At 49.6% G+C, this 21,363-nt stretch carries 16 protein-coding genes; 7 read left to right on the top strand and 9 right to left on the bottom strand.

Annotation, left to right across the window (positions count from 1 at the left end; all coding sequences use genetic code 11):
- Position 1: 1 nt before the first annotated feature.
- From ACXAGX_RS19280 to ACXAGX_RS19270, 3 genes are read right to left on the bottom strand one after another with little or no spacing between them, the layout of a single operon-like run.
- Entirely contained in the window at positions 2-244 is a 243-nt protein-coding gene (locus tag ACXAGX_RS19280; RefSeq protein WP_070126243.1) for a helix-turn-helix domain-containing protein, read from the bottom strand.
- Positions 237-2,396: a peptidase domain-containing ABC transporter gene (locus ACXAGX_RS19275; protein WP_474840381.1), complete on the bottom strand. Its 2,160-nt coding sequence runs from the start codon at positions 2,394-2,396 to the stop codon at positions 237-239. The genes ACXAGX_RS19280 and ACXAGX_RS19275 overlap by 8 nt, the downstream gene beginning before the upstream one ends.
- Positions 2,396-3,649 carry an HlyD family secretion protein gene (locus ACXAGX_RS19270; protein WP_474840379.1) on the bottom strand — a complete coding sequence of 418 codons (1,254 nt, stop codon included), beginning with the start codon at positions 3,647-3,649 and terminating at the stop codon, positions 2,396-2,398. The genes ACXAGX_RS19275 and ACXAGX_RS19270 overlap by 1 nt, the downstream gene beginning before the upstream one ends.
- Positions 3,650-4,061: 412 nt before the next feature.
- On the opposite strand from ACXAGX_RS19270, the gene ACXAGX_RS19265 reads away from it, so the two are divergent.
- The 3 genes from ACXAGX_RS19265 to ACXAGX_RS19255 all read left to right on the top strand — a co-directional run bounded on the left by ACXAGX_RS19265 (position 4,062) and on the right by ACXAGX_RS19255 (position 7,180).
- The gene (locus tag ACXAGX_RS19265) at positions 4,062-5,606 is read left to right on the top strand and encodes a hydroxymethylglutaryl-CoA reductase (protein WP_474840377.1); all 1,545 of its coding nucleotides are present in this window, start codon (positions 4,062-4,064) and stop codon (positions 5,604-5,606) included.
- A 237-nt stretch (positions 5,607-5,843) separates the two neighbouring features.
- Complete coding sequence (locus ACXAGX_RS19260; RefSeq protein WP_474840375.1) at positions 5,844-6,860, top strand: hypothetical protein; 1,017 nt, start codon at positions 5,844-5,846, stop codon at positions 6,858-6,860.
- A gap of 92 nt (positions 6,861-6,952) precedes the next feature.
- On the top strand, positions 6,953-7,180 hold the full coding sequence (locus ACXAGX_RS19255; RefSeq protein ID WP_474825144.1) for a type II toxin-antitoxin system prevent-host-death family antitoxin: 228 nt from the start codon (positions 6,953-6,955) through the stop codon (positions 7,178-7,180).
- A gap of 399 nt (positions 7,181-7,579) precedes the next feature.
- Here the strand turns inward: ACXAGX_RS19255 and ACXAGX_RS19250 are convergent, their stop codons facing one another.
- From ACXAGX_RS19250 to ACXAGX_RS19235, 4 genes are all read right to left on the bottom strand, one after another.
- Entirely contained in the window at positions 7,580-10,897 is a 3,318-nt protein-coding gene (locus ACXAGX_RS19250; RefSeq protein ID WP_474840373.1) for an amidohydrolase family protein, read from the bottom strand.
- Between the two features lie 509 nt (positions 10,898-11,406).
- The gene (locus ACXAGX_RS19245; protein ID WP_170826609.1) at positions 11,407-11,580 is read right to left on the bottom strand and encodes a hypothetical protein; all 174 of its coding nucleotides are present in this window, start codon (positions 11,578-11,580) and stop codon (positions 11,407-11,409) included.
- A 136-nt stretch (positions 11,581-11,716) separates the two neighbouring features.
- Positions 11,717-12,415: an NUDIX hydrolase gene (locus ACXAGX_RS19240; RefSeq protein WP_474840371.1), complete on the bottom strand. Its 699-nt coding sequence runs from the start codon at positions 12,413-12,415 to the stop codon at positions 11,717-11,719.
- Positions 12,408-12,935 carry a nicotinate-nicotinamide nucleotide adenylyltransferase gene (locus ACXAGX_RS19235; protein WP_474840369.1) on the bottom strand — a complete coding sequence of 176 codons (528 nt, stop codon included), beginning with the start codon at positions 12,933-12,935 and terminating at the stop codon, positions 12,408-12,410. The genes ACXAGX_RS19240 and ACXAGX_RS19235 overlap by 8 nt, the downstream gene beginning before the upstream one ends.
- A 191-nt stretch (positions 12,936-13,126) precedes the next feature.
- On the opposite strand from ACXAGX_RS19235, the gene ACXAGX_RS19230 reads away from it, so the two are divergent.
- From ACXAGX_RS19230 to nadE, 3 genes are read left to right on the top strand one after another with little or no spacing between them, the layout of a single operon-like run.
- Positions 13,127-13,762: an isochorismatase family protein gene (locus tag ACXAGX_RS19230; RefSeq protein WP_474840367.1), complete on the top strand. Its 636-nt coding sequence runs from the start codon at positions 13,127-13,129 to the stop codon at positions 13,760-13,762.
- A gap of 19 nt (positions 13,763-13,781) precedes the next feature.
- Positions 13,782-14,990, top strand: a complete 1,209-nt coding sequence (gene pncB / locus ACXAGX_RS19225; RefSeq protein ID WP_474840365.1) for a nicotinate phosphoribosyltransferase — start codon at positions 13,782-13,784, stop codon at positions 14,988-14,990.
- Positions 14,991-14,997: 7 nt separating this feature from the next.
- Positions 14,998-17,112, top strand: coding sequence for an NAD(+) synthase (gene nadE, locus ACXAGX_RS19220; RefSeq protein ID WP_474840363.1), 2,115 nt, complete (start codon positions 14,998-15,000; stop codon positions 17,110-17,112).
- A gap of 69 nt (positions 17,113-17,181) precedes the next feature.
- On the opposite strand, the gene gorA is transcribed toward nadE, so the two are convergent.
- A complete protein-coding gene (gene gorA / locus ACXAGX_RS19215; RefSeq protein WP_474840361.1) occupies positions 17,182-18,531 on the bottom strand; it encodes a glutathione-disulfide reductase in 1,350 nt (449 codons plus the stop codon).
- Positions 18,532-18,669: 138 nt separating this feature from the next.
- Between gorA and ACXAGX_RS19210 the strand changes: the two genes are divergently transcribed.
- A complete protein-coding gene (locus tag ACXAGX_RS19210; protein WP_474825153.1) occupies positions 18,670-19,971 on the top strand; it encodes a sensor histidine kinase in 1,302 nt (433 codons plus the stop codon).
- Between the two features lie 18 nt (positions 19,972-19,989).
- Here the strand turns inward: ACXAGX_RS19210 and nosR are convergent, their stop codons facing one another.
- Entirely contained in the window at positions 19,990-21,333 is a 1,344-nt protein-coding gene (gene nosR, locus ACXAGX_RS19205; RefSeq protein WP_474825154.1) for a response regulator c-di-GMP phosphodiesterase, NosR family, read from the bottom strand.
- Between the last annotated feature and the right edge of the window lie 30 nt (positions 21,334-21,363).

Raw genomic sequence — 21,363 nt, 5'->3', positions numbered from 1 at the left:
CTTATTCAGGTTGCTGAGAGGGTTGATGAAACTGGCGGTAATATGAAGCCATCAAACTGGTGCGGTTGCGGATTTCAAGCTTGCGATAAATATTCGCACAGTGAAACTTTACCGTTCGCTCACTGATAAAAAGCTGAGACGCAATACGTTTGTTGGGCAGGCCTTCCATAATCTTATAAGCAACCTGCAGTTCACGACGTGACAATTGGTCCAGGCGCTCATTAATCGTATGGTCATTATTCATGGTGGTTCTCCTTGCTGGTGGATAGATTAGGTGTCGCGAGCCCCGCGACGGGATGTAATTTGCCTTGCTGTAATTCGAAAACCCGGTCGGCCAGCGCAATTGTTTGTGGTCGGTGGGCAATGATGATTCGGGTGATCCGAAGCTGCTTGAGGTTGTTATTGATCTGCGCTTCGTTGCCCATATCCAGATGACTGCTGGCTTCATCGAGAAACAAAATGTCAGGTTGTTGATAAAGGGCGCGAGCCAGCATGATTCGTTGTACTTGTCCGCCACTGAGCGTGCTACCCATGTCGCCCACTAGCGTCTGATATTGCATGGGCATGGCGATGATTTCCTGATGAATACAAGCGAGTTGGGCGGCCGCAGTGGCGAGTTTAATATCTGGGGTATCGGTGTAACCGGATATGTTCTCAAGTATCGAACCACTTAATAGGGCGTCATCCTGATAAACGGCGGCTGAACGTCCTTTCAGTGCACCTTTGCTTACCAGGTTTCCGCCAAACGTAACTGCGCCATGAGTGGGGGCATTAATGCCAGTAATGCACTTCAGTAACGTAGATTTACCACTGCCACTCTTGCCGGTAATTGCGATAGCTTCCCCGGCTGCTACTTCTAGCGAAACCTCGTCGAGAACCGGTGAAGACTGATTATCGTAGCGGAATGTCACTTCATTAAGCGTGAGTGTTGGCAGCTGAGATGACGCGGTGTTGATGTGTTGAGGCAGTGAAGGAAGCGGCTCTGACTGCACAATATCAGACAGACGCTCAAGGTGGAGTGACAACATGCGCCATTCTAGAGCTGTAGAGATCAAACTCTCGAACGCAGTGACAAAGCGGTTTTTATAGCTAATGAACGCGTAGAGCATGCCTACGGTCAACGCATTTTCCATCGCCATTGCTGCACCAAAGTAAATGACCAGCAAATTTTCTGCGCCACTGACAAATTGTTTAGCCAGCGAATTACGCATCTGCCACTTACCAATTCGAATATCCGCATTGAGTGATGCCGTGAGTTTGTTGAGCCAGCTACCGTGGCGATGTACTTCCTGATCAAACTGCTTCACGGTTTGAATAGCGCGTACCGATTCAATAAAGTGACTTTGTTCCTTAGCTCCCTGAACCAGTCTTTCCGCATGATGAGGCCGCTCGCACTGGTAGGCGATAATGCGGTAGATCGCATATAGCAGGGTTGCACAGATAACAATACAGGCGAGTGTGGGGGCGTAGATGAACATGACCACAAGGGTGATGGTGGCCATAAGTCCATCCATGATGACGGTGATGAAGCGAGCGCTGACAAAGTCGCGCAACGCTGCTAGAGAACCGAATTTTGAGATAATGTCGCCAGTGTGACGGCTATGAAACCAGTGGAGCGGCAGTCGTAACAGGTGAGCGAAAACCCGTGCACTCATAAGCAATTGTAGGCGACTGGTAAAATGCAGTAACACATGCTGGCGAAGCAAAGAAGCCACACATTCGATACACAGAAATAGACCGAAGCCGAGGGTTAAGGCGAGTAGGTAATCATCAGCGCCAGCGGGTAGGGCTTCATCAACCACAATCTGCATATAGTAAGGCGATAATAGTGCAAAACATTGGATCACCAGCGTAATCGTAAACGTGATGAGCAGCGTGCGGCGTAATCCGGTAATTTGCTGGAACAGGGTGGTAAGTCTTAACGAGGGTGCGCCTTTTACCGGCTCGAAATCGGGCTCTGGCCAGGCTTCGAGGGCGATACCGGTGAAATGTTTCGATGCCTCTTCAAAACTTAGCGTGCGTTTGCCTTGGGCTGGGTCGTGAATCACAATGCCATGGCGGGTTACTTTCGACAGCACCACGAAATGTTTCATGTCCCAGTGCAGAATACACGGAGTTTGCAGCTCTCCCAGCGATGACAATTCTAGCCGAAGTGGCCGGGTAGACAATGAAACCTCTCTGGCCAGCGACATCAAGTCGCCTAGCGTGGCTCCCTTCATCGATAATCCGTACTGCTGCCGTAACTCCCTTAGCGACCGCTTGTCACCATGTGCCTGTAAAATCATGCACAGGCAGGCAAGGCCACATTCCGCGGCTTCAGCTTGATAGACAACGGTTGGTTTGGGTTGGCTGGAAAAACCGTTAAATGGGTTTGAAGATACAAGAGAAATGTTCATCACCAGGCTCCTTTTACGGCATGAAGTGGCGACATGAGCCAGTCAATAAAGCTGGATTCGCGGGTTGTCACATCGGCGCTAAACGTCATACCGCTGCGTAACGCTGCCAGCTCACCAAAAGTGCCGATGCTTTGCGCCGATAATTGCACTTCAATAAGATAGGCAGGCTCATTCAGCACAATGGGTTGGCGCTGGCGGGTTTCAGCTGACATTACGTCATCGGCAACACGGGTAACCGTGCCTTCAAGTACACCAAATTGTTGATACGGAAAGGCATCGAGCTTGATACGCACGGGTTGGCCTGGCTCAACCTGACCGGCAGTTTGTGCAGGAAGCAGGAGCTTGCCGTGGAGCTGACCGTTTTCGGGAATAATGGAAAGTAGCGGGCGGGCAGATGAAATATATTCGCCAACCTGGGTGTCAAGATCGGTGACCTGGCCGCTTATCGATGCGGTAATTACCCGCTTATGCTGACTGTCCCATTGCAGAATTTGGTTTTTAAGGTTGCTGAGCTGGTGCTCAATGTCGAGCCGTTCTTGGCGATGCTGTGCCGGTAATCGGGCGAACTCGTTCTCAGCCTCATTGAGTTGAGCAGTTTTGGCGGCATACTCACGTTGATACTCTAATCGCTCTTGTTCGAGAGTGAGCACGGTGCTTGCGGCGTTACGGTGATCGCTTTGAGAAAGGAGCTGGGCATCTGATAATTTTTTTACAGACTGTTCAGAAGCCCGGGCGAGGCTGACGCGTTTTGCCACCACGTCTGTGAGCCGGGAAAGCCGGGTAATATCGTTTTTGAGCTCGGCAATGCGCTGGCGCAAGTTTCGCTGACTAAAAAGCTGCGTGGTCGTGAGATCTTCAAGTTGCTGCTGCAAACGCGATTGCTGAGATAGGTACTCATTAAGAATAGCTGAGTGAACAGCCTCGCCGTTATCAAGGGTTTGGCCACTGTCGATTTGTAACAGAGGGTCGCCAACGTTAACAATATCGCCGTTTTCTATCATCAGTTTGCTGATGCGGCCGCTCAGGTTGTCAGGGTAAACCAGCACACTGCCCGCGGTGGTTTCCAACCAACCACTGACTCGGGTGAAGGTTTTGTATTGCTGAGTATTCAGGTACCAGCCGAGCGCAATTACCCAGACAAAAATGATCATTATCAACAGCCTGGTCGATAATGATGGAAGTACAAATGTTTCTCCCTGATTAGCCGCGAACTGAAATTCTACGGCCTCCTGTCTGAATAAATGTTGCTGCATAAATACTCCCTGAAGTTCAAAAGTACCGACAGATTGTCCTGCTCACTTCCTTACTGATTTTTGAATCCCTGGCATCACAATCCTTGACGCCTCCCTTTCAAACCATCAGGCCAATCTGTCGGTAAACACCAGCGTCCTGCTGACGGTTCAAAATTTAAGCGGTTCAGCATAAATCAGCTTTCCTGCCGGGGACCGGGGCGCTAAGGGCACTGTTTTTGGGGGATTTTGGCCGGATTTGTCAAAGCATGTCCGTTTTCGACAAGTGGTTTCGATGTGCGAAAGGTCAAAGAATGCAAACGCGATACTCGATATAAAGTGAAAAACTTGTGAACTAACGTTATGGTGCAGAGGTAAAAAGCGTCTGCAGAAGAAAAGGCAATAAGGAAAACCAAAAGATAAGGAAGGTGCCGTAATGTTTATTCCCAGCATGTTACTGAAGCAGTTGTATACCCATGGCAGTTTGCAGAAAACCGAAGATGGGTTGTGCTTTATGCTGAAGAATCGTCTGAAAGATGCGCACCTTGAAGAAATCCTGCAGATATCACTAGATGGAAAGCACATCGCCAACGAAAAAATCACCCTTAAAGTGGGGCCTGATACCCTGTTGAGTGCTGAAGAAGTGAACGCCAGTGGCAACGTGCCATTCCCGCTACGAGAAGTGATAACGGTTTTTCTCGACGTAAAAGCCAAGGCGGGGCCTGAGAAACTCAAATTAGGGATCGAGTTTAAAGCGGCGCCTTTCGGCAAGCTCAAATTTACCGTTGAAGACAATATCTCTCCGATTGCGGAAAAGCCTGCGGGTATTCCCCGCGACCCTCACGATGATTATCGCCCGGAAATTATTGAGCAGCGACAGCAGTATTTTGCTTCAGCCACTGGCGCGCCTGTGGACCACATTGGTAAATATTCTATTGACCCAGGCACGCTTCGCGGCAACATTGAGCACTTTATTGGTGTGGCGCAGGTGCCTATCGGCGTAGCGGGTCCGCTCAAAATTAACGGCGAATATGCGCAGGGCGAGTTCGTTGTACCCTTGGCTACTACTGAAGGCACGCTGGTGGCATCTTATAATCGCGGCATGAAGTTGTTGAACATGTCGGGCGGGGTAAAAGCCACAGTTGTTGATGATGCGATGCAGCGGGCTCCGGTCTTTATTTTCAGTGATGCCCGAGGTGCTCGTGATTTTGTGAAATGGGTTAACGAGAACATCGACCAAATTCGTGATGAAGCGGAAGCCACATCTTCTGTAGCTAAACTCACTTATATCGATCATTTCCTGTCGAACAAGTTTGCCTTCCTGCGTTTTAATTATCTAACCGGCGATGCGGCGGGGCAAAATATGGTAGGGCGCGCGACCTTCGCGGCCTGCGGCTGGATTTTGGATAACTATGAAGGAATTGAAAACTTCTATCTGGAATCGAACTTCGCTACCGACAAGAAAGCATCGCAGATAAACATCATGCGTACCCGAGGGAAACGGGTTACGGCAGAAGCGACGATTAAGCGCGAGCACTTGTTGAGCGTAATGCGAGTAGACCCAAAACAGATTGATTATCACGGCAGAGTCGCGGGCGTAGGGTCGTTCCTTTCAGGGGTGAACAATACGGGCCTGCATTCGCCAAACGGTATCACGGCGATGTTTATTGCCACCGGGCAGGACGTGGCAAACGTATCTGAATCCTCTGCGGGCATCATGTATTCCGAACTCACAGAAGACGGCGATCTCTACGTGTCGCTGACAATCCCCTCGCTGATTGTGGCCACCTATGGCGGCGGTACGGGCATTGGTACGCAGAAAGAATGCTTGGAGCTGATGGACTGTTACGGCAAAAACAAAGTTTATAAGTTCGCCGAAATCGTTGGTGCGGTAGCGCTTGCCGGCGAAATTTCATTAGCCAGTGCCATCTCATCCTCCGACTGGGTATCGTCCCACGAACAGTACGGGCGCAACCGATAGGGGCCGACCCCGGCCTTTACGCGGGAACGGGTTCTGACTCAGAAACACGCCGTAAATCCTTCCATGGAGGCTCGGCAACCGCATCCCTGCGGTTGACGGTTTCCGAGCCAGAATCCCTTTTCCAGCTGCGGCCGGGACTGGCAACTGCAATATTCTGATACGGTTGTGGTTTTGCTAATCTCTTTGGGTTTCCTATAAACTGGCTACTTCACGGAAGAAAGTTCAAGGATGTTTGCTGTGCAGAAGCCGGTTCGTTATCGTTTTGTTTATCTTATCTGTATGGTCGCTGTTTATTTGTGCGGCTATAAGTTGCTGCCTGAATCTATCTCCTCTTCTGCCGATGAATGGCTAACTATTGTCTTTGCTGCACTCTATTTTGTTGCGTTGCCCGCACTGTATTTTTATTGCATGATTGTGGTGGGTAAACAGAAACTGTGGAAAATGCTGATTAGTTTCAGCTTGAGTGCATTGGTGGCGCGGTATACGTTTCCTACCGAGATTGATGCCTACTTCGAGTTTATTGCGTGGATTCGTTATCCATTAGCTGCGGTGTTGATTATGCTCGAGCTAGCCATTGTTTATATGGTGGTAAAGAGTCTTTGGAAAGCCCGCCATTTACCGGGCGACCCTCGGCTTCATGCGCAGAATCAATTTCCTGATGATGACCGTAAGCGCACGGCTGCGCTGCTCTGGTCTCACGAACCGGCATCGTGGTATTACGCTATTCCGCGGTTTTCACGCAATCATGTGCCTGTCATCGGTAAGCTTATGACTCGGTTGAGTAATCCAGTATTGGGAATGATGGCCATTCTTTCCGTACCAGCATCTGCAGTTATTGCCTATTGGTTACTGGAAAGTTGGAGTTTGACGGCGGCGATAATTGTGTCGAGTCTCATTATGTGGGGAACGGTTTCAGCGGTCGCAGCGGTACGTTTGCGAAGACACTTTTCTATTTACATACAGGGTGATGATCTGGTCATTAATCCGGGCTTCTATCGCACGCTTTTCGGCAAGGTGTCGGCTATTGAAAGTGTTGAGGCTGGGAGATGGAACAAAAGTGACATAGATGAAAGTCTGCAGCTGGGACGGGGTGACACAGCCAATGCGCGCATTCGTTTCAGTGAGCCAGCGGTGCAATATTCCATGATGGCGAGTATCGAAGACAAGCAGAAAGAGGTGTATCTGGTGTGCGAAAATCCTGAGGAGGTTGTTCAGGCGCTACAGCCGCCACAGGTATTGCAAACTGCGTCTTAGAACCTGTTCCGGAGTGTTGAACAAAAAATGATCGTTCAGTTTTTTGCTGACCAGACTATAATAAGACCATATTTAGTCTGATTGGGGTTTTAATGAAAACGCAAACTGTGTCTTATATGAAAGAACACGCGAACCACTTAGAGTTGGATAACCCTATTTTAGTCACGCAGAATGGTAAACCTAAGTTTGTGATTCAGGATGCTAGAGACTATGAAGAACAGCAGCAAACATTAGCGTTGTTGAAGCTCATTAATTTATCGGAAAGAAGCGCAAAGCAGTCAGGCTTGCTCGATCTCGACGATGTTTTCGATGACAACTAAGTACAGTATAAAAGCGACATCCGTTTTTAAACTAAGTTTAACTAAGCTCGATTCATTTTTGACCAGAAAGTTTAGTGAAACCGTTGCACGTAAAGCAAAACGGGCGATTAGCACTGAAGTTCAATCTCAGCTTTCCAACAATCCACATTCCGCGCCTCAAAGTGACAGGCTACTTGCATTAGGGCTGGCCGAGTACCGACAGCTACTCGTCGATGACCATAACATTGTTTTTTCAGAGTGGACGAGTCAACTAAGACTGTCATTCTGCTATTGGTTATTGATTCAAGGCAGGACCTTGAAAAACTGTTGTTTGAAGTAAACCTGCTTCTTTAAACCCCATACAAAAATAAACCGACATGACGTCGGTTTATTTTTAGCACTCGTTAAACTGGTTTCAGTTTAATCATGCTTCCAATGGTACATATGCGCTTTGGCTTCGGTTTCCGCTGCGGTATCTTCCGGCATAAACAGCTTGTTGTTGTCTTCGAAGAAGAATCGTTTGCGGGTTTTACGACTGCCTACTTCGTTCATCGTAGCGGCTTCATACACACGACCGTTTAGTACAGTGTATTCCACAAACTCACTGCGGCGCAGGTCGCTCAGCACATCGCCATCAATCACCACGAGATCGGCCAGCTTGCCTTTCTCGATACTGCCGATGTCTTTACCCATACCCAGGTGAGTTGCACCGTCGATGGTGGCACCACGCAGCGCTTCCCATGGGGTGAATCCGCCCTGTTCCATGCTCCACAGTTCCCAGTGTGCGCCTAAACCTTCACGCTGACCGTGAGCACCAATGTGCACGCTCACACCTTTGTCGCGCAGTTCTTTGGCGTACTTGGCAACTTGTGGATGGGTGTACTGATTGTCCGGCGCGGTGGGGCGGCGGATAGAACGGCTGTCGAGCATGGTGGATGGTACGTAGCGCAGCAGGCGCTCGTTTTTCCAAACTTCGGTACGATCGTACCAGTATTCTTCACCCATCAGGCCGCCGTACGACACGATAAAGGTTGGGGTGTAGCCGAATTCGGTGGCCGACCATAATTGTGTTACGTCGTCATAGCCACGGGTAACCGGGAAGCTGTGCTCCAGACCGGTGTGACCATCTACCAGCATGGTCAGGTTCTGCTGCATCTTACCGCCACCTTCCGGCACCACCATCATCTGCTGCTCGTGAGACGCCCACAGAATCTGCTGACGCTGGTCGCGGCGCGGCTGGTTATAGCTTTTCACCGAAATGGCACCGGCTTCTTTTAAGCGCTGAACGTGGAAGTAAGCATCGTCATAGTTGTTGATGATGGCTTTGTAGCCCAGCGATTCTGCACCGTACAGGATGGCGCCGGTGGAGTAGATACGGGGCGCAACGATGTCGCCGTGACGCTGCAGTTCAGAAGCGGAGAAAATCTCGGTAGTGTCGTTGGATGGATCGTGAATGGTGGTCACACCAAACGACACGTTGGAGTACTGGTTCCAGTTCTGCTGCGGGATGATTTCGTTGCGGCCCTGGGAGCCGTGAGCATGGGCATCCACCAAACCAGGAATGATGGTTTTACCACGGGCATCGATGCGCATGGCTTCATCAGGAATGGAAACCTCATCCATGGTGCCAACGGCTTCAATGCGGTTGTCGCGAATGAGCACCACACCGTTTTCAATCACTTCCTGCTGATTGTCTGCATCGCGCATGGTCACAATTTTACCGCCAACTAGCGCTTTGTAACCAGTGGGTTTATCCGCTTTGGCTTTAAACGACAGACTCATGCCTTCGGCCAGTGGATCTGGCAGCGCTTCTTTTTCTTTGCCGCCAACAAAGGTGAAAGCATCGTCTAGGCTGCGTTCGTAGTAATTGGGGCCATGGAACCAACCAACGGTTTTGTTATCCGGGCTCCAGGACAGGTATTCACCGGCACGGGCAGAAAGCTGGGTTACCGGCAGAGACGTCATGTTCGGGCCGATAGTGACCTTTTTGCCATTCTCAACAAACGGCGTGACGTAGGTTTTAAACTGATAGGTGAAAGCCACCCATTTCTTATCATGCGACAAACGGTATTCACTGACCTGATCGGCCCCGTACAGATGCGTACGCTTGTCTTCGCCGTTCATGTCTACACTGCTGAACTGGGTTTCAGGATAGGCAGAACCACCTGCATATTCAGTGAAGTACACACGGCCATCGTTTCCGGCAAAGTGCGGCTCGGAACCACGATCACTCACTTTTATTTCGGTATCATTTTTCAGGTCGGCTACGTAAATGCCCGGCTCAACAGAGTATTTCGGATCCAGCAGATAGCCGCCGTTGAATTTGCGGAATGCCACGTAGCGACCATCCGGTGAAAAGCTTGGCTCGATATAGTGGCCCGGCTTCTTGCTGATCACCTTACCTTTGCCGCCTTTGGCGGAAACCACGCGCACATCACCTAAATCCTGATCGTTCCAGGTGGTGTAAACGATAAATTTTCCGTCGTTGGTGTAGCGTGGGAAGTATTCATCGTGATCGTTCTGCGACGTAAGGCGTTTCATTTTACCTGATTTCAGATCTTTCACGTACAGCTTACCCAGCGCCTGGAACAGGATGCTGGAGCCGTCCGGGGATTTCTGCGACCAGCGAATCATCTTCACGTCGAATTCATCCGGCGCGACATCCACGTCGAAACGCAGTGCATCGGCATACTGCAGCGTGGCTTTCACGTTCACATCGATATCGCTGATGTTGCCATCTTTAACGGCAATCTTGTGGAACTTACCACCGGTCCAGTACACCAGTGCAGAGCTGTCTGGCAGCCAGTCGTAGTAGGCGTAATAACCTTCTGTACCAAAGCCTTCTTGTAAGTCTTTTTCCAGTGTCAGGGTAAGCGGTTTTTCCAGACCGGTTTCCAGATCTTTCAGGAACAGGCCAGATTTGTTTTTCACCCGGCGGATGAACGCCACGTATTTACCATCTGGAGAAGGTGTAGGCACAATGGCACCGCCCACACCACCGATGAAGCTTTCTTCTTCACCGGTTTTACGGTCGTAGCGGGTAATATCGAAGATGCCTTTCAGCGGGTCGCGGTTGTATTCGAAGCCAGCGCCCGGCACGGTATTGTGAGTGTAGTAAAGGTAATTACCATCTGGCGAAAATACCGCGTCGGTAATGTTTTGCTGATCGCCATTGCCGTGCTCGCGAGCTTTAATTTGCAGGCCATCGCCACCGGCAATGTGATACATCCAGATTTCACCGGCAGGAATACTGCGGCTCGACATAATGCCTTTGGTGGCAACAATGTATTGTCCATCCGGGCTCCACTTAGGTGAATGGATCAGGTTTTTCTTTTCTTTGGTCACCTGACGAAGGTTATCGCCGTTGATGTCCATCACCCAAACGTTAGATAAACCGCCACGGTCAGAAATAAACGCGATTTGTGTGCCGTCTGGAGAAATGGTCGGATGCAGGTTCCAGGCAAAATCCTGAGTCAGTGGTGTCGCCTGACCGCCTTTTAAATCTACCTTGTAGATGTCACCTAGCATGTCGAACACCATGTATTTACCGTCCGGCGCAACATCCAGGCTCGACCATGAGGTTTCATTGGTGTTGATTTCAACGCTGTTCAGTTTGAACGGCGGGTTTAGCACGTCCCAACTTTCTTTGTCTGATTTCTCTGTTTCAGCCAGTGCTGCGGTGCTGCCCAGCAGCAAACTCATGGCCACAGCCAGAGCATGTCGTGAGGTTTTTAACATTGTGTTCCCCTGAGGATCTTATCATTTGTTTTAGTTATTACCGCCACCGCCAATAAACTGCGAAGGGCGCCGCGGCCGAAGCCTTCCATGACAAGCAACCGAAACACGGCGTGAACCCATCCCTGGGGCCTTGACTGCCGCATCCCTGCGGCAGACAGTTTCGGTTGCATGTCACTCCAGCCCTCGCGCCGCGGCACCCTGCAGTGCCCAGCACGAGCGAATAGCGCGAACAGGCGAAGTGTGAAGTGCTGTGGCGAGGAAACCGTCAACCGCAGGGATGCGGTTGCCGAGCCTACATGGATGTATTCACGGCGTGTTTCCGAGTCACAACACGTAACACTTCACTGCCGGTTCGCGTTATTCGCCATTTCGCCTTTTTCACGGCACTAGTTAGCTCACTGCGGTAAATTCAAGAATACGTCAGGGGGCAACGTTTTGGCAAAGGTAGTGGTTTGTTGGGGGAGGGCGTTCATCGTATTTGTTCGTGAACGCCGGAAAGAAAACGAGACTTACCAGGAAGTAAAAGACTCAGAAATATCGGCAATTACCCAGTTCATCGCAAGCTGAAAACCCACCAGTAATGCGCCTGCAAACAGGCTGATAGCCACATTGGCAGTAAGTGCGAATGTGACAGCCAGTGCCAATGTAAAAAGCAGGGCTAATACGATATTGTCGATTTTCATGTGTCTTCTCTTGAGTGCTTAACGATGCAGTGAAGTATGAATAGTATCGCCCAATAAAGATAACAGGGTTAATCGATATCAATAATCTTGAAAATCAATCAGAGAAAATAATCGAGACGGCTCAACACAGTGCGAGCTAGTCTAATGCACCCTGTAATACTCTGGAGAAGAAGTGCGGTTTCTGCGGTTGCTTATGCGTATAAAGCTTTGCTCTGCTGCGTTTTACAATTTTACTTTCGCCGGTTTCTTCTACTGAATCGCTTTCCTCGATGCGGTCTCGGAAGTTCTTTTTATGCAATGGTTTACCCAGCACAATTTCATACACCGTTTGTAATTCCGAAAGGGTAAACGGTTCGCGAAAAAAATAGTTCGGTTCGGTGCTGTACTTGGCGCGGTGATACAACCGGTGAAATGCTTTCTGAATCAGTTGCTGGTGGTCGAAGGGCAGATTAACCGACGGTGATTCGCCAAGAAAATCAGTCACTGGCATCCAGCAAACCTGTTCGCTACATGAAGCCGATTCGTCTATAAGACAAAGATAGGGGCAGGTGATGCTCCAGCCTTCCGGATCGCGGCTCATATTGCCCTCGAATTCCAGCTTGGCGATATAAGCTGGCGATAGCGCGACCTTCTCTTTAAGGTTTCTGAGCAATGTATCGTTAAGGTTCTGATCGGTATCTGTGTGCACGAAGCCTCCGGGTAAAGCGAGCACATTGGCATATACCCGGGCGTCGGCGGGACGGCGGATAAGCCCGACCTGCAGCATTTCGTTATAAATTCGAAACAACACCGCATCGATGGTGCACACGGGTGTGGGATAGCTGCGCTTAGTCATAGAGCTTTTGCTCCCGCAAATAGGCGGCCACAGAAGGCGTCACTAAGTGGTCTATCGGTTGGCTTGTGCTCAGTGCGTCTCTCACCAATGTAGAGCGGATAGCCTTGCGCTCTGGAACCACAAAAACGCCCCAGCGCTGTTCGATTTCTTCGGCCTTGTAAAACTTCGACCAGTTGGCCTGATTATCCGGGCCCATCACGAAACTAAGCTGATTGTCGCCAAATTCCGTATTTTCCAAATGAGAAAGCACATCAAAGGTGTACACCGGCTTGCCATCACTAGCAATCAGGTGCTCCACCGGGTAGGCCCTTACCCGCTTATCAGCAATATCATCGACAAACACCTGTAGCAGTGCCACCCGATGGTTGTAATCAATCATCGATTTAGCAAACGCATGCTGGTAAGACGGAATTAACAGCACCTGTTCAAAATTATTATCGTGGTCCAGCACATACTCAATGGCATCGAGGTGCCCTCGGGTAGGTGGATTGAACGCGGAACCAAATACGGCGGTTTTCATATAAAGCCCTTTCTAATGAGTATTTAAAAGATACTTGTTTAATCGCAGACAGGCAACCGCGAATTTCAGAGATTGCTTGCGACGCAATAATTAATATATGGGATAAAGCGGTGAGCCGAATTAATGTTCAAAAATTAATTGACTTTAAAGGGTATTGATAGAATACTCGTTTTGTCGAAAGGAGACTGTTTATGAAGATCGCATCGATTAACGTAGATCCGCAAAAAGGATTTACCCCGCTATGCCCCGATGAACTCCCGGTACCGGGTGGTGACGAAATTGTGCCGGCACTGTTGGCGCAGAATGCGTTGGCAGACTATTTGATAGGCTCCAGCGATTCCCACTGCGACGCCGCGCTGTTTAAAGTGGATGCCGATGAAGACCAGTTCAAACCGCTGGATTACGCCAATACCGACACCACGTTTAAGATGCACTGCAAGCCGGGCACCAAGGGTTTTGAATTACTCGATGGTTTGCCTGCACCCACTGAGTATGATTTTTTCGTATGGAAAGGTGTGGCCCCCGATCTTCATCCCTATGGCGCGTGTTATCACGATTTGGCCGAAAAACTGTCTACCGGCGTAATAGAATTTCTTCGCTGTAACGACGTGACCATTATTATTGTGGGTGGCCTGGCAACCGACTTCTGTGTCGCCACTACCGCACGACAGTTACAACAAACAGGGCGTTTTAAGGTTATTCTGCATTTAGATGCCTGTCGCGGCATCGCTCCGGATGGTACCCAAGCGCAAATTCAATCACTTCAGGAATCAGGAGTTGTCATCGCCGACACCATCGACGATGTCAAAAAAGCCATTGTTGCATAATCCCTTAAGGAACAAACCCATGTCCCGCAATTCATTATTCAAGGAACATTTGAATTTTTCTGCGTTGGATAACGACTTTTATAAAATGAACATGTGGCAGTGCTTCATGCACCAGTATCCCTACGTTGAAGACGTTGAATACCGGTTCGTTGTACGAAGTGATATTGATTTGCGGCCCTATCGTGGTGAAATCCAGCAAGAGTTAGAAAAGCTTGATGGCTTGCGCTTCACCCCAGATCAAATTAGCTGGCTGGAAAGCATTCCGTGGTACACCAAAGACTTCATTGAATGGGTGAGAATGTGGTCTTATCAATCTCGGTTTCTGCAGATTGGCGAAGAAGACGGTCAATTGTCTATTCGCGCAAAAGGGCCATTGATGCATGTGCATAATTTCGAAATGCCCGTGCTGTCCACGGTGGCCGAGGTCTTTAACCGCCGTAACTATCCCGATAAAACTTACGAAGACGTGCGCCAGCCTTTGTTTGATAAGCTAAAATGGCTGAAGGAACAGCATGAAAAGCACGATCTTACCGGACTACAAATTGCCGAATTTGGCACTCGCAGACGTTTCAGTTATGAAGCGCAACTTACTGTAGTAGATATGCTGAAAAGCATGATCCCTGAGGTGTTCGTGGGTACCTCAAATATGCACCTCGCCAAGGAGTTCGACATATCGCCCATCGGCACTATGGCCCATGAAATCTTTATGCTGTCACAGCAGGTGGGCGTGCAATTGGTGAATTCCCAAAAGCACACGCTGGAAACCTGGGTAAAAGAGTTTCGCGGTCAGCTAGGATATGCCCTTACTGACACAATTGGTATGGATGCCTTTGTGCGTGATTTCGACCTCTACTTCGCAAAACTGTTCGATGGCCTGAGACATGACTCCGGTGATCCGATAGAATTCGGTGAAAAGGCGATTCGCATGTATGAAAACCTTAACATTGATCCGAAAACCAAAACCATCATTTTCAGTGACGGGCTGGATTTCGAAACCATGGTGTCGTTGTTCTTGCGTTTCCGCGGTCGCATAAAGACATCCTTCGGTATTGGCACCTTCTTGTCTAACGACGTGCGTGGTGTAAACCCACTGAATATTGTGATGAAACTGGTGCGGGTGAACGGTAAGCCGGTGGCGAAAATCTCTGACGCGCCGGGCAAGAACCTTTGCGAAGATCCTGAATTTGTTAGCTACCTGAAAAAGGTATTTGAAGTGAACTGGGCATAAGAGTTTTATGGCAAATTACACCCGAATTGGTACAGCGGCGCTGCGCCAGATCCCTTTTGATTTTAAGGGCAATGTTTCCCGAATCCTTACCGCCATCGAGCGTGGACTGGATGCGCACATCAACATTCTGCTAATGCCAGAGTTGGCGCTCACCGGTTACGGGTGTGAAGACAACTTCAGCTACCAGGAATTTAATCAGGCAGCCGAAGCCGCACTGAACGATGTATTGGCTGGCTATCAGGCACTGGCCCACGAGCGCGAGCACGCCGACAACATGCTTATTGCTATGGGCATGCCGGTTATGTTTCCCGGCGGTCAGGTGTATAACACCACGGCGTTTATCAGTGCCGACGGCCTGCATGGCTTTGCCTGCAAACAATATCTGGCCCGAAACGGCCTGCACTATGAACCGCGCTGGTTCGAAGCTTGGCCGCGGGGCAGGGTAGTAAACCATCCAACGTTTAATGTGCCATTTGGTGATGTGGTAGTGAATGCCGGTGGCCTGCGAATTGGCGTAGAAACCTGTGAGGATGCCTGGGTGGCAAATCGCCCCGGCCGTGATCTCTATCATCGTAATGTAGATGTGCTTTTAAATCCCAGCGCCTCTCATTTTGCCGTGGGCAAAAACTTCATCCGTGAACAGTTTATTAAAGAAGGCTCACGTGCCTTTGGTGTGGTGTATGCCTACGCGAATTTAGCCGGTACCGAAAACGGCACCAGCATTTTCGATGGCGGCTCCCTGATTGCGTCGGAAGGAAAAATCGTTTCCCGCGGCGACCGCTTCAATGTGCGCGATGTGGTGATGAACCAAACCCTGGTGAACGTGAGCGCCAACCGTGTATCCCGCGTGATAAGCTCTGAAACCATCGATATCGACGACACCAATGTGGTGGATATCGAACTGTCACTTACCCTGCCTAACGATGCCGTGCTGGCTGCTCGCAGTAACGACCGCGTAGATTCCGCCAAAGACGAATTGCCGGTGTTCTGGGATACCCTCAGCGGCGACGACTACGCTTTTACCGAAATTTGCTATGCGCTTGGCAACGGCCTGTGGGACTGGACTACGCGCACCCATACCGACGGTTACGTGGTGAGTTTGTCCGGCGGTGCGGATTCTGCGCTGGTGGCAGCCTCGGTGTATGTGTCGCATTTTGTGGCGCTGGAGCAACTCGGCGTACACGATTACCTGGCGACTTTGCCGAAAGGGTTAGCTGCGAAAATCGACGCTATCGCGCCGGGCGAAGACAAAATTGCCTGGCTGAAAGAAAAGGCCATGCCGAAGGTGTTACTGTGTTTGTATCAAGGCACGGATAACTCATCGGAAACTACGTTCAATGCGGCGAAGTATCTGGCAGAGGAAATCGGTGCCACTTTCCACAGCTGGAACATTGAACCGGTAGTACAGCAGTATCATTCACTGGTGAACGGCCTGTATCCTGATCGTCCGCTGAGCTGGAAAACCGATGACATTGCCATGCAGAACATTCAGGCCCGCAGTCGTAGTCCGGGTGTGTGGATGCTGGCGAACCGTGAGAACAAATTGCTGATTGCGACTTCTAACTTGTCTGAATCAGCACTGGGTTACGCGACAATGGATGGTGATACCTCTGGTGTGATCTCTGTGATTGCCGGTATCAACAAAACCACTATCCGCAAGGTCAACCGCTGGCTTGAAGAAGTAGGTTTGCCATTGTCTGTTGATGGTAAAAGCGCCCGCCATCAGCTGAAAGAAATGCACCGCGTGAACGTACAGCAACCCACGGCGGAACTGCGCCCGGAAGAGCAGACTGATGAAGCGGATCTGATGCCTTACGTGGTATGCGACTTCATTATGGATTGCTATTTGGCCCGCCAGATGTGGCCAAAGAGCATTCTGGTAGAACTGATGCTCAACGGCTTCGATAAAGAGCACGACATGCGCCAGTTGGCTGCTTATGTGGAACGCTGGTTCAGACTGTTCTGCCGTAATCCGTGGAAACGCTACGGCACCCGTGCCGGATTCCACATTGAACAGGTCTCGCTAGACCCGAAAACCTTCCACCGCTTCCCACTGCTGAACAATGGCTTCAGCGAACAATTACAGCAAATGTGGGATTATGTTGAGGAAGTGGAGGGGTGACGCCGCTCATCTAAACAAAAAAGCCGGTTTATATCTAAACCGGCTTTGCGCGTTAAAACGTTCCGCGAATCAAGTCATCGTAACAAACTCTTCGGCGCTGGTGGGGTGAATGGCAATGCAGCTGTCGAAGTCCGCCTTGGTTGCACCCATCTTCATCGCCACGGCAAAGCCCTGCAGAATTTCATCCATACCCATTCCGATGCCATGCAGGCCAACCACGCGTTCATCTTCACCGGCACAAATAAGCTTCATCTTTGTAGCCTGACGGTGCTTGGTCACAGCCGTATACATAGCGGCAAACGATGAGGTGTATACCTTCAGGTTTTCTTTACCGTAGGCTTCTTCTGCTTCCGGTTCGGTCATGCCCACGGTACCGATAGGTGGGTGACTGAATACCACGGTGGGGATAAGATTGTAATCCAGATGAGCATCGTTCTGGCCATTGAACAGCCGCTCACTCAGCAAACGCCCCGCTTTAATCGCAACGGGCGTAAGCTCTGCATGGCCGGTAACGTCGCCCACACAGTACACGCCATCTACGGTAGTACTCTGGAATTTGTCGACTTTGATAAAGCCCTTTTCGTCGGTGTCGATGCCGGTGTTTTCCAGTGCCAGCTTGTCGCTGGAAGGTACTCGGCCGATGGCCCAAATAAGCACATCGGTTTCAATGACTTCACCGGTAGAAAGGGTCACTTTAAGCGAGTCGTCATCCTGTTTTTCCACCTTTTCAATTTCTGAAAATTTGTGCAGGGCAGGGCCTTCGCTGTCGATAATTTCAGTGAGTGTTTCAGCAATCATGGGGTCGAAATGACGAAGCGGCTGACCGTGACGGATCACCAAATCGGTTTTTGTGCCCAGTGAATGCAGTACGCCCGCCAGTTCCACGCCGATGTAGCCAGCACCTACGACCACCGCCCGTTTGGGCTGGGTTTGCAAAGCAAAGAAACCGTCAGAGTCGATTCCTAGTTCTGCCCCGGGAATATCCGGGAAGCGAGGACGACCACCAACGGCAATGGTGATATGTTCTGCGGTGTACTGTTTGCCATCAACTTCAATGGTATGGTCATCAACAAAGCGGGCAAAGCCTTTGATAACGGTAATATCGTTGGCGCCAAGTACGCGATCATAGGAAGCATGGATGCGCTCAATGTACGCTTGGCGGTTGGCCACCATCACTTCCCAACTGTAGTTATTAACGGTGACATCAAAGCCATAGTCAGGGCCGTACTTGTGAATGGCTTCCGCCACATTCGCACCGAACCACATGGCTTTTTTCGGAACGCAGCCTACGTTCACGCAGGTACCGCCAATGTCAGCCCCTTCTATAAGTGCGACTTTCTTGCCGTGTTTAGCTGCCCGGTTTGCCGAAGCGATTCCGCCGCTACCGCCACCGATACAGATATAATCAAAGGTTTCCATAATTATTTTGCCTGATTTGGGTTTATGGTTATTCTTGCATGAAACTTTTCTTCGCTCAAAACGCGGCGACTGTCTACACTACGAAGTAACAACAAATAAAGCCTATTTGGATTTTAGCCGTAACGCCCAGGACAGCATATGAACGATAATTTGCAGACCCATCTACTCAGACAGCAGATAGGAGACACTATTTGCGCAGCGCCCTCGCTGCACGAGTTACTCGATAGCTACGTAGAACATCTGCTAAATTATTTTCAGGCCGGTTGCGGCTTTTACACGCCATTCTGGTATGAAGAGTTGTCTCTGGTGTCATCGCTCCGTGTTTATCGTGATGATAACTGGCAAGCTAGTGAAGAACGGGTAGACAAATTATGCGTGCAGGCTAATCAAGCATACGAAGCCGATCCTTCCCGTTATTTTCTGTATTCCAGCAATGAAGAGCCGTTTGTTTGTATTCGTTTGCAGGATCAGGGGCACCCTGAAACCTGGCTGATTTTTGGATTAGATGCGCCACTTGATGAAACCACACTTAAAGATGTCAGTAGCATCGTGCCTTGGTTGCAAAATGGGGTAACCCAATGTCGGCAGGGCGTGTTACTCAATAGCGCGCAAACCCGCATTGAAGAAATGACCCGCGGCATGGCAGAAACCATGTCGCAGCTTGTTCAGGCTGAGAAGATGTCTGAATTAGGTAAGCTTACGGCTGGTATTGCCCATGAAGTGAATAATCCTATTGGTTTCATCCGTTCGAATCTTGAAACCCTGGTAGATTACGTCGATACCTTTGACAGTTTGTTCAAGGAACTGAAATCCTCTGCGAAAACTAACGAAGAATGGGGCAACCTGATAACGGAGATCGTGGAAAAATTCGACCTCGATTTTCTCATCGAAGATGCTCATGAGATTGTGAACAGCAATGTATCGGGCATCGATCGTATTCGCGATATCGTTTCCGATTTATATGCCTTCTCACGCAAAGGTAATGGTACGTTGCTGCCGATTACCCTTACCGACGTGGTGGAGCGTTGTGTAAAACTCACTAAAACCCGCTTCGATAACAATCACCAGGTGGTGGTGAATTGCCGAACCGACAGACCCTTTTGCGTGGGGGATGCTTCTCAGCTTGAGCAGGTGGTGATGAACATGATGATCAATGCGGCTCATGCGATGCCCACCGGCGGCACACTCACCATCGATATCAGTAGTACTGCAAACCGGCTGTTACTGAAATTTAAAGACACTGGGTTGGGAATGGATAAGGTAACGCAGCAGAAAATCTTTTTGCCGTTCTTTACCACTAAGCCAACCGGTGAAGGCACAGGACTAGGTTTATCGATTTCTGCGGGCATTTTGCAAACCCATAATGCAACGGTTACCGTGGAAAGCGAAATTAATCAGGGCACAGAGTTTGTTATTAGTTTCCCGCTTTACGTTGAATAAGTTGTCAGCACGCTAAAACTACAACGTTTCTTCTTCCGCTTCAGACGACTCGCTTTCTTCAGGTTGAGACTCTGGTTGTTGAGGCTTCACTGTGATCTCAAAATGCTTGCCATGATCTTCTTCATACGAACGCATTTTGGCGATAGTTGAATCGGTAAATACGTGGCCTTCTGGCAGTATTAAAATATGGCTATCGTTATACAGGTTTGCCGCCAGTACCATGCCAGGTTCAAGATCGTTAGCACTTAGCATGTTGTCGATATGCTTCGGCATTCCAATTTCCGGCGATTCCAGCAATACATCCAGAAACGTGGCATCGTAGCGGGTATTGCGGTGCTTCTTCAGTTCTTGTTTCGCTTCGTTTGGCGTCATATGCTTTTCAGTGAGTCTGCCGGTAACACAACGCCAATAGTCACGACTAATCGCCAAAATGCGCGCGCCCACGGGAATTTCCTTCGCCACTTTGTTATAAAGGCCTGAGCCGTTGTAATGCTCAAACTGAAACTCAAGAATGTCCGAAATTGGCTGCATGTGCTGAGCCGGGGCGAGTATGGTTGCTGCCTGCCGGGTTTGCGTGAGAAAGTTCTTCTGTTGCTCGTAATTCATTTTACTGAACGGCGTGGCATAGTCGGCGGGTTTCAACCCTAAACAACCCAGTTCACCTATCAGGCACGCATAGCGTACAAGTTTGATTTCTTCTGGTGGTAATCCTGAACGCTTGGCCAGAAGCGTGGCCAATTCACTAACCTCAATGGCAAACTTACCGTCGATATCCGGGTTAATACTGATAACGTTAAACAGCACCTGTTCAATTGCCAGGTTGTGTTTCTCGATGCGCTGTAAAGCCAGCTTTATTTGCTTGGTCCGTTTAACCACCGTTTGCTCAAGATGACTATTAATGTCTTTCAGTTTCTTGTTTTGTAGGCGCGTTAATTTTTGCAAACGGGCATTTTCGTCTTTCAACTTAACCCGCTCGAGACCTTCCTCGAGGGTGTTCATGAGCTCCTGGTTATCCCAGGGTTTTTGCAGATAACGATGGATCTTGCCCTGGTTCACCGCTTTTATGGTCGAATCGATATCAGCGAAGCCCGTTAACACGACACGGAATGTATCGGGGTAGAGTTTGGCGACTTGTTCCAGCAGTTCAGCGCCAGACATGTGAGGCATCTTCATGTCAGAAACCACAACATGCACCGTATTGCTTTCTAGCAGTTCGAGGGCTTTCTTGCCGCTGTCTGCCAGCAGCATATTAATATTCATTTTGAACAGAGCACGCTTCAGCGCACGAAGAATATTCGGCTCATCATCGACGAACAATATCGTATATTTCTTTTCTTCCTGCTTAGGTGCTGGCTCGCTCATAAATTCTCCTGATACCTCGTTCCGATTCGT

The organism is Alteromonas sp. ABV4_515 (genome assembly GCF_056160345.1).
The sequence above is the reverse complement of the archived record's forward strand: the minus strand, read 5'-3'. Positions and strand labels throughout refer to the sequence as shown.

Coding starts and splice junctions, on each gene's coding strand:
- ACXAGX_RS19250 (WP_474840373.1), bottom strand. CDS start 10,897: ATGTTAAAAACCTCACGACATGCTCTGGCTGTGGCCATGAGTTTGCTG.
- ACXAGX_RS19230 (WP_474840367.1), top strand. CDS start 13,127: ATGAAGATCGCATCGATTAACGTAGATCCGCAAAAAGGATTTACCCCG.
- gorA (WP_474840361.1), bottom strand. CDS start 18,531: ATGGAAACCTTTGATTATATCTGTATCGGTGGCGGTAGCGGCGGAATC.
- ACXAGX_RS19275 (WP_474840381.1), bottom strand. CDS start 2,396: ATGAACATTTCTCTTGTATCTTCAAACCCATTTAACGGTTTTTCCAGC.
- ACXAGX_RS19280 (WP_070126243.1), bottom strand. CDS start 244: ATGAATAATGACCATACGATTAATGAGCGCCTGGACCAATTGTCACGT.
- ACXAGX_RS19270 (WP_474840379.1), bottom strand. CDS start 3,649: ATGCAGCAACATTTATTCAGACAGGAGGCCGTAGAATTTCAGTTCGCG.
- nadE (WP_474840363.1), top strand. CDS start 14,998: ATGGCAAATTACACCCGAATTGGTACAGCGGCGCTGCGCCAGATCCCT.
- ACXAGX_RS19235 (WP_474840369.1), bottom strand. CDS start 12,935: ATGAAAACCGCCGTATTTGGTTCCGCGTTCAATCCACCTACCCGAGGG.
- nosR (WP_474825154.1), bottom strand. CDS start 21,333: ATGAGCGAGCCAGCACCTAAGCAGGAAGAAAAGAAATATACGATATTG.
- ACXAGX_RS19245 (WP_170826609.1), bottom strand. CDS start 11,580: ATGAAAATCGACAATATCGTATTAGCCCTGCTTTTTACATTGGCACTG.
- ACXAGX_RS19240 (WP_474840371.1), bottom strand. CDS start 12,415: ATGACTAAGCGCAGCTATCCCACACCCGTGTGCACCATCGATGCGGTG.
- ACXAGX_RS19210 (WP_474825153.1), top strand. CDS start 18,670: ATGAACGATAATTTGCAGACCCATCTACTCAGACAGCAGATAGGAGAC.
- ACXAGX_RS19255 (WP_474825144.1), top strand. CDS start 6,953: ATGAAAACGCAAACTGTGTCTTATATGAAAGAACACGCGAACCACTTA.
- pncB (WP_474840365.1), top strand. CDS start 13,782: ATGTCCCGCAATTCATTATTCAAGGAACATTTGAATTTTTCTGCGTTG.
- ACXAGX_RS19265 (WP_474840377.1), top strand. CDS start 4,062: ATGTTTATTCCCAGCATGTTACTGAAGCAGTTGTATACCCATGGCAGT.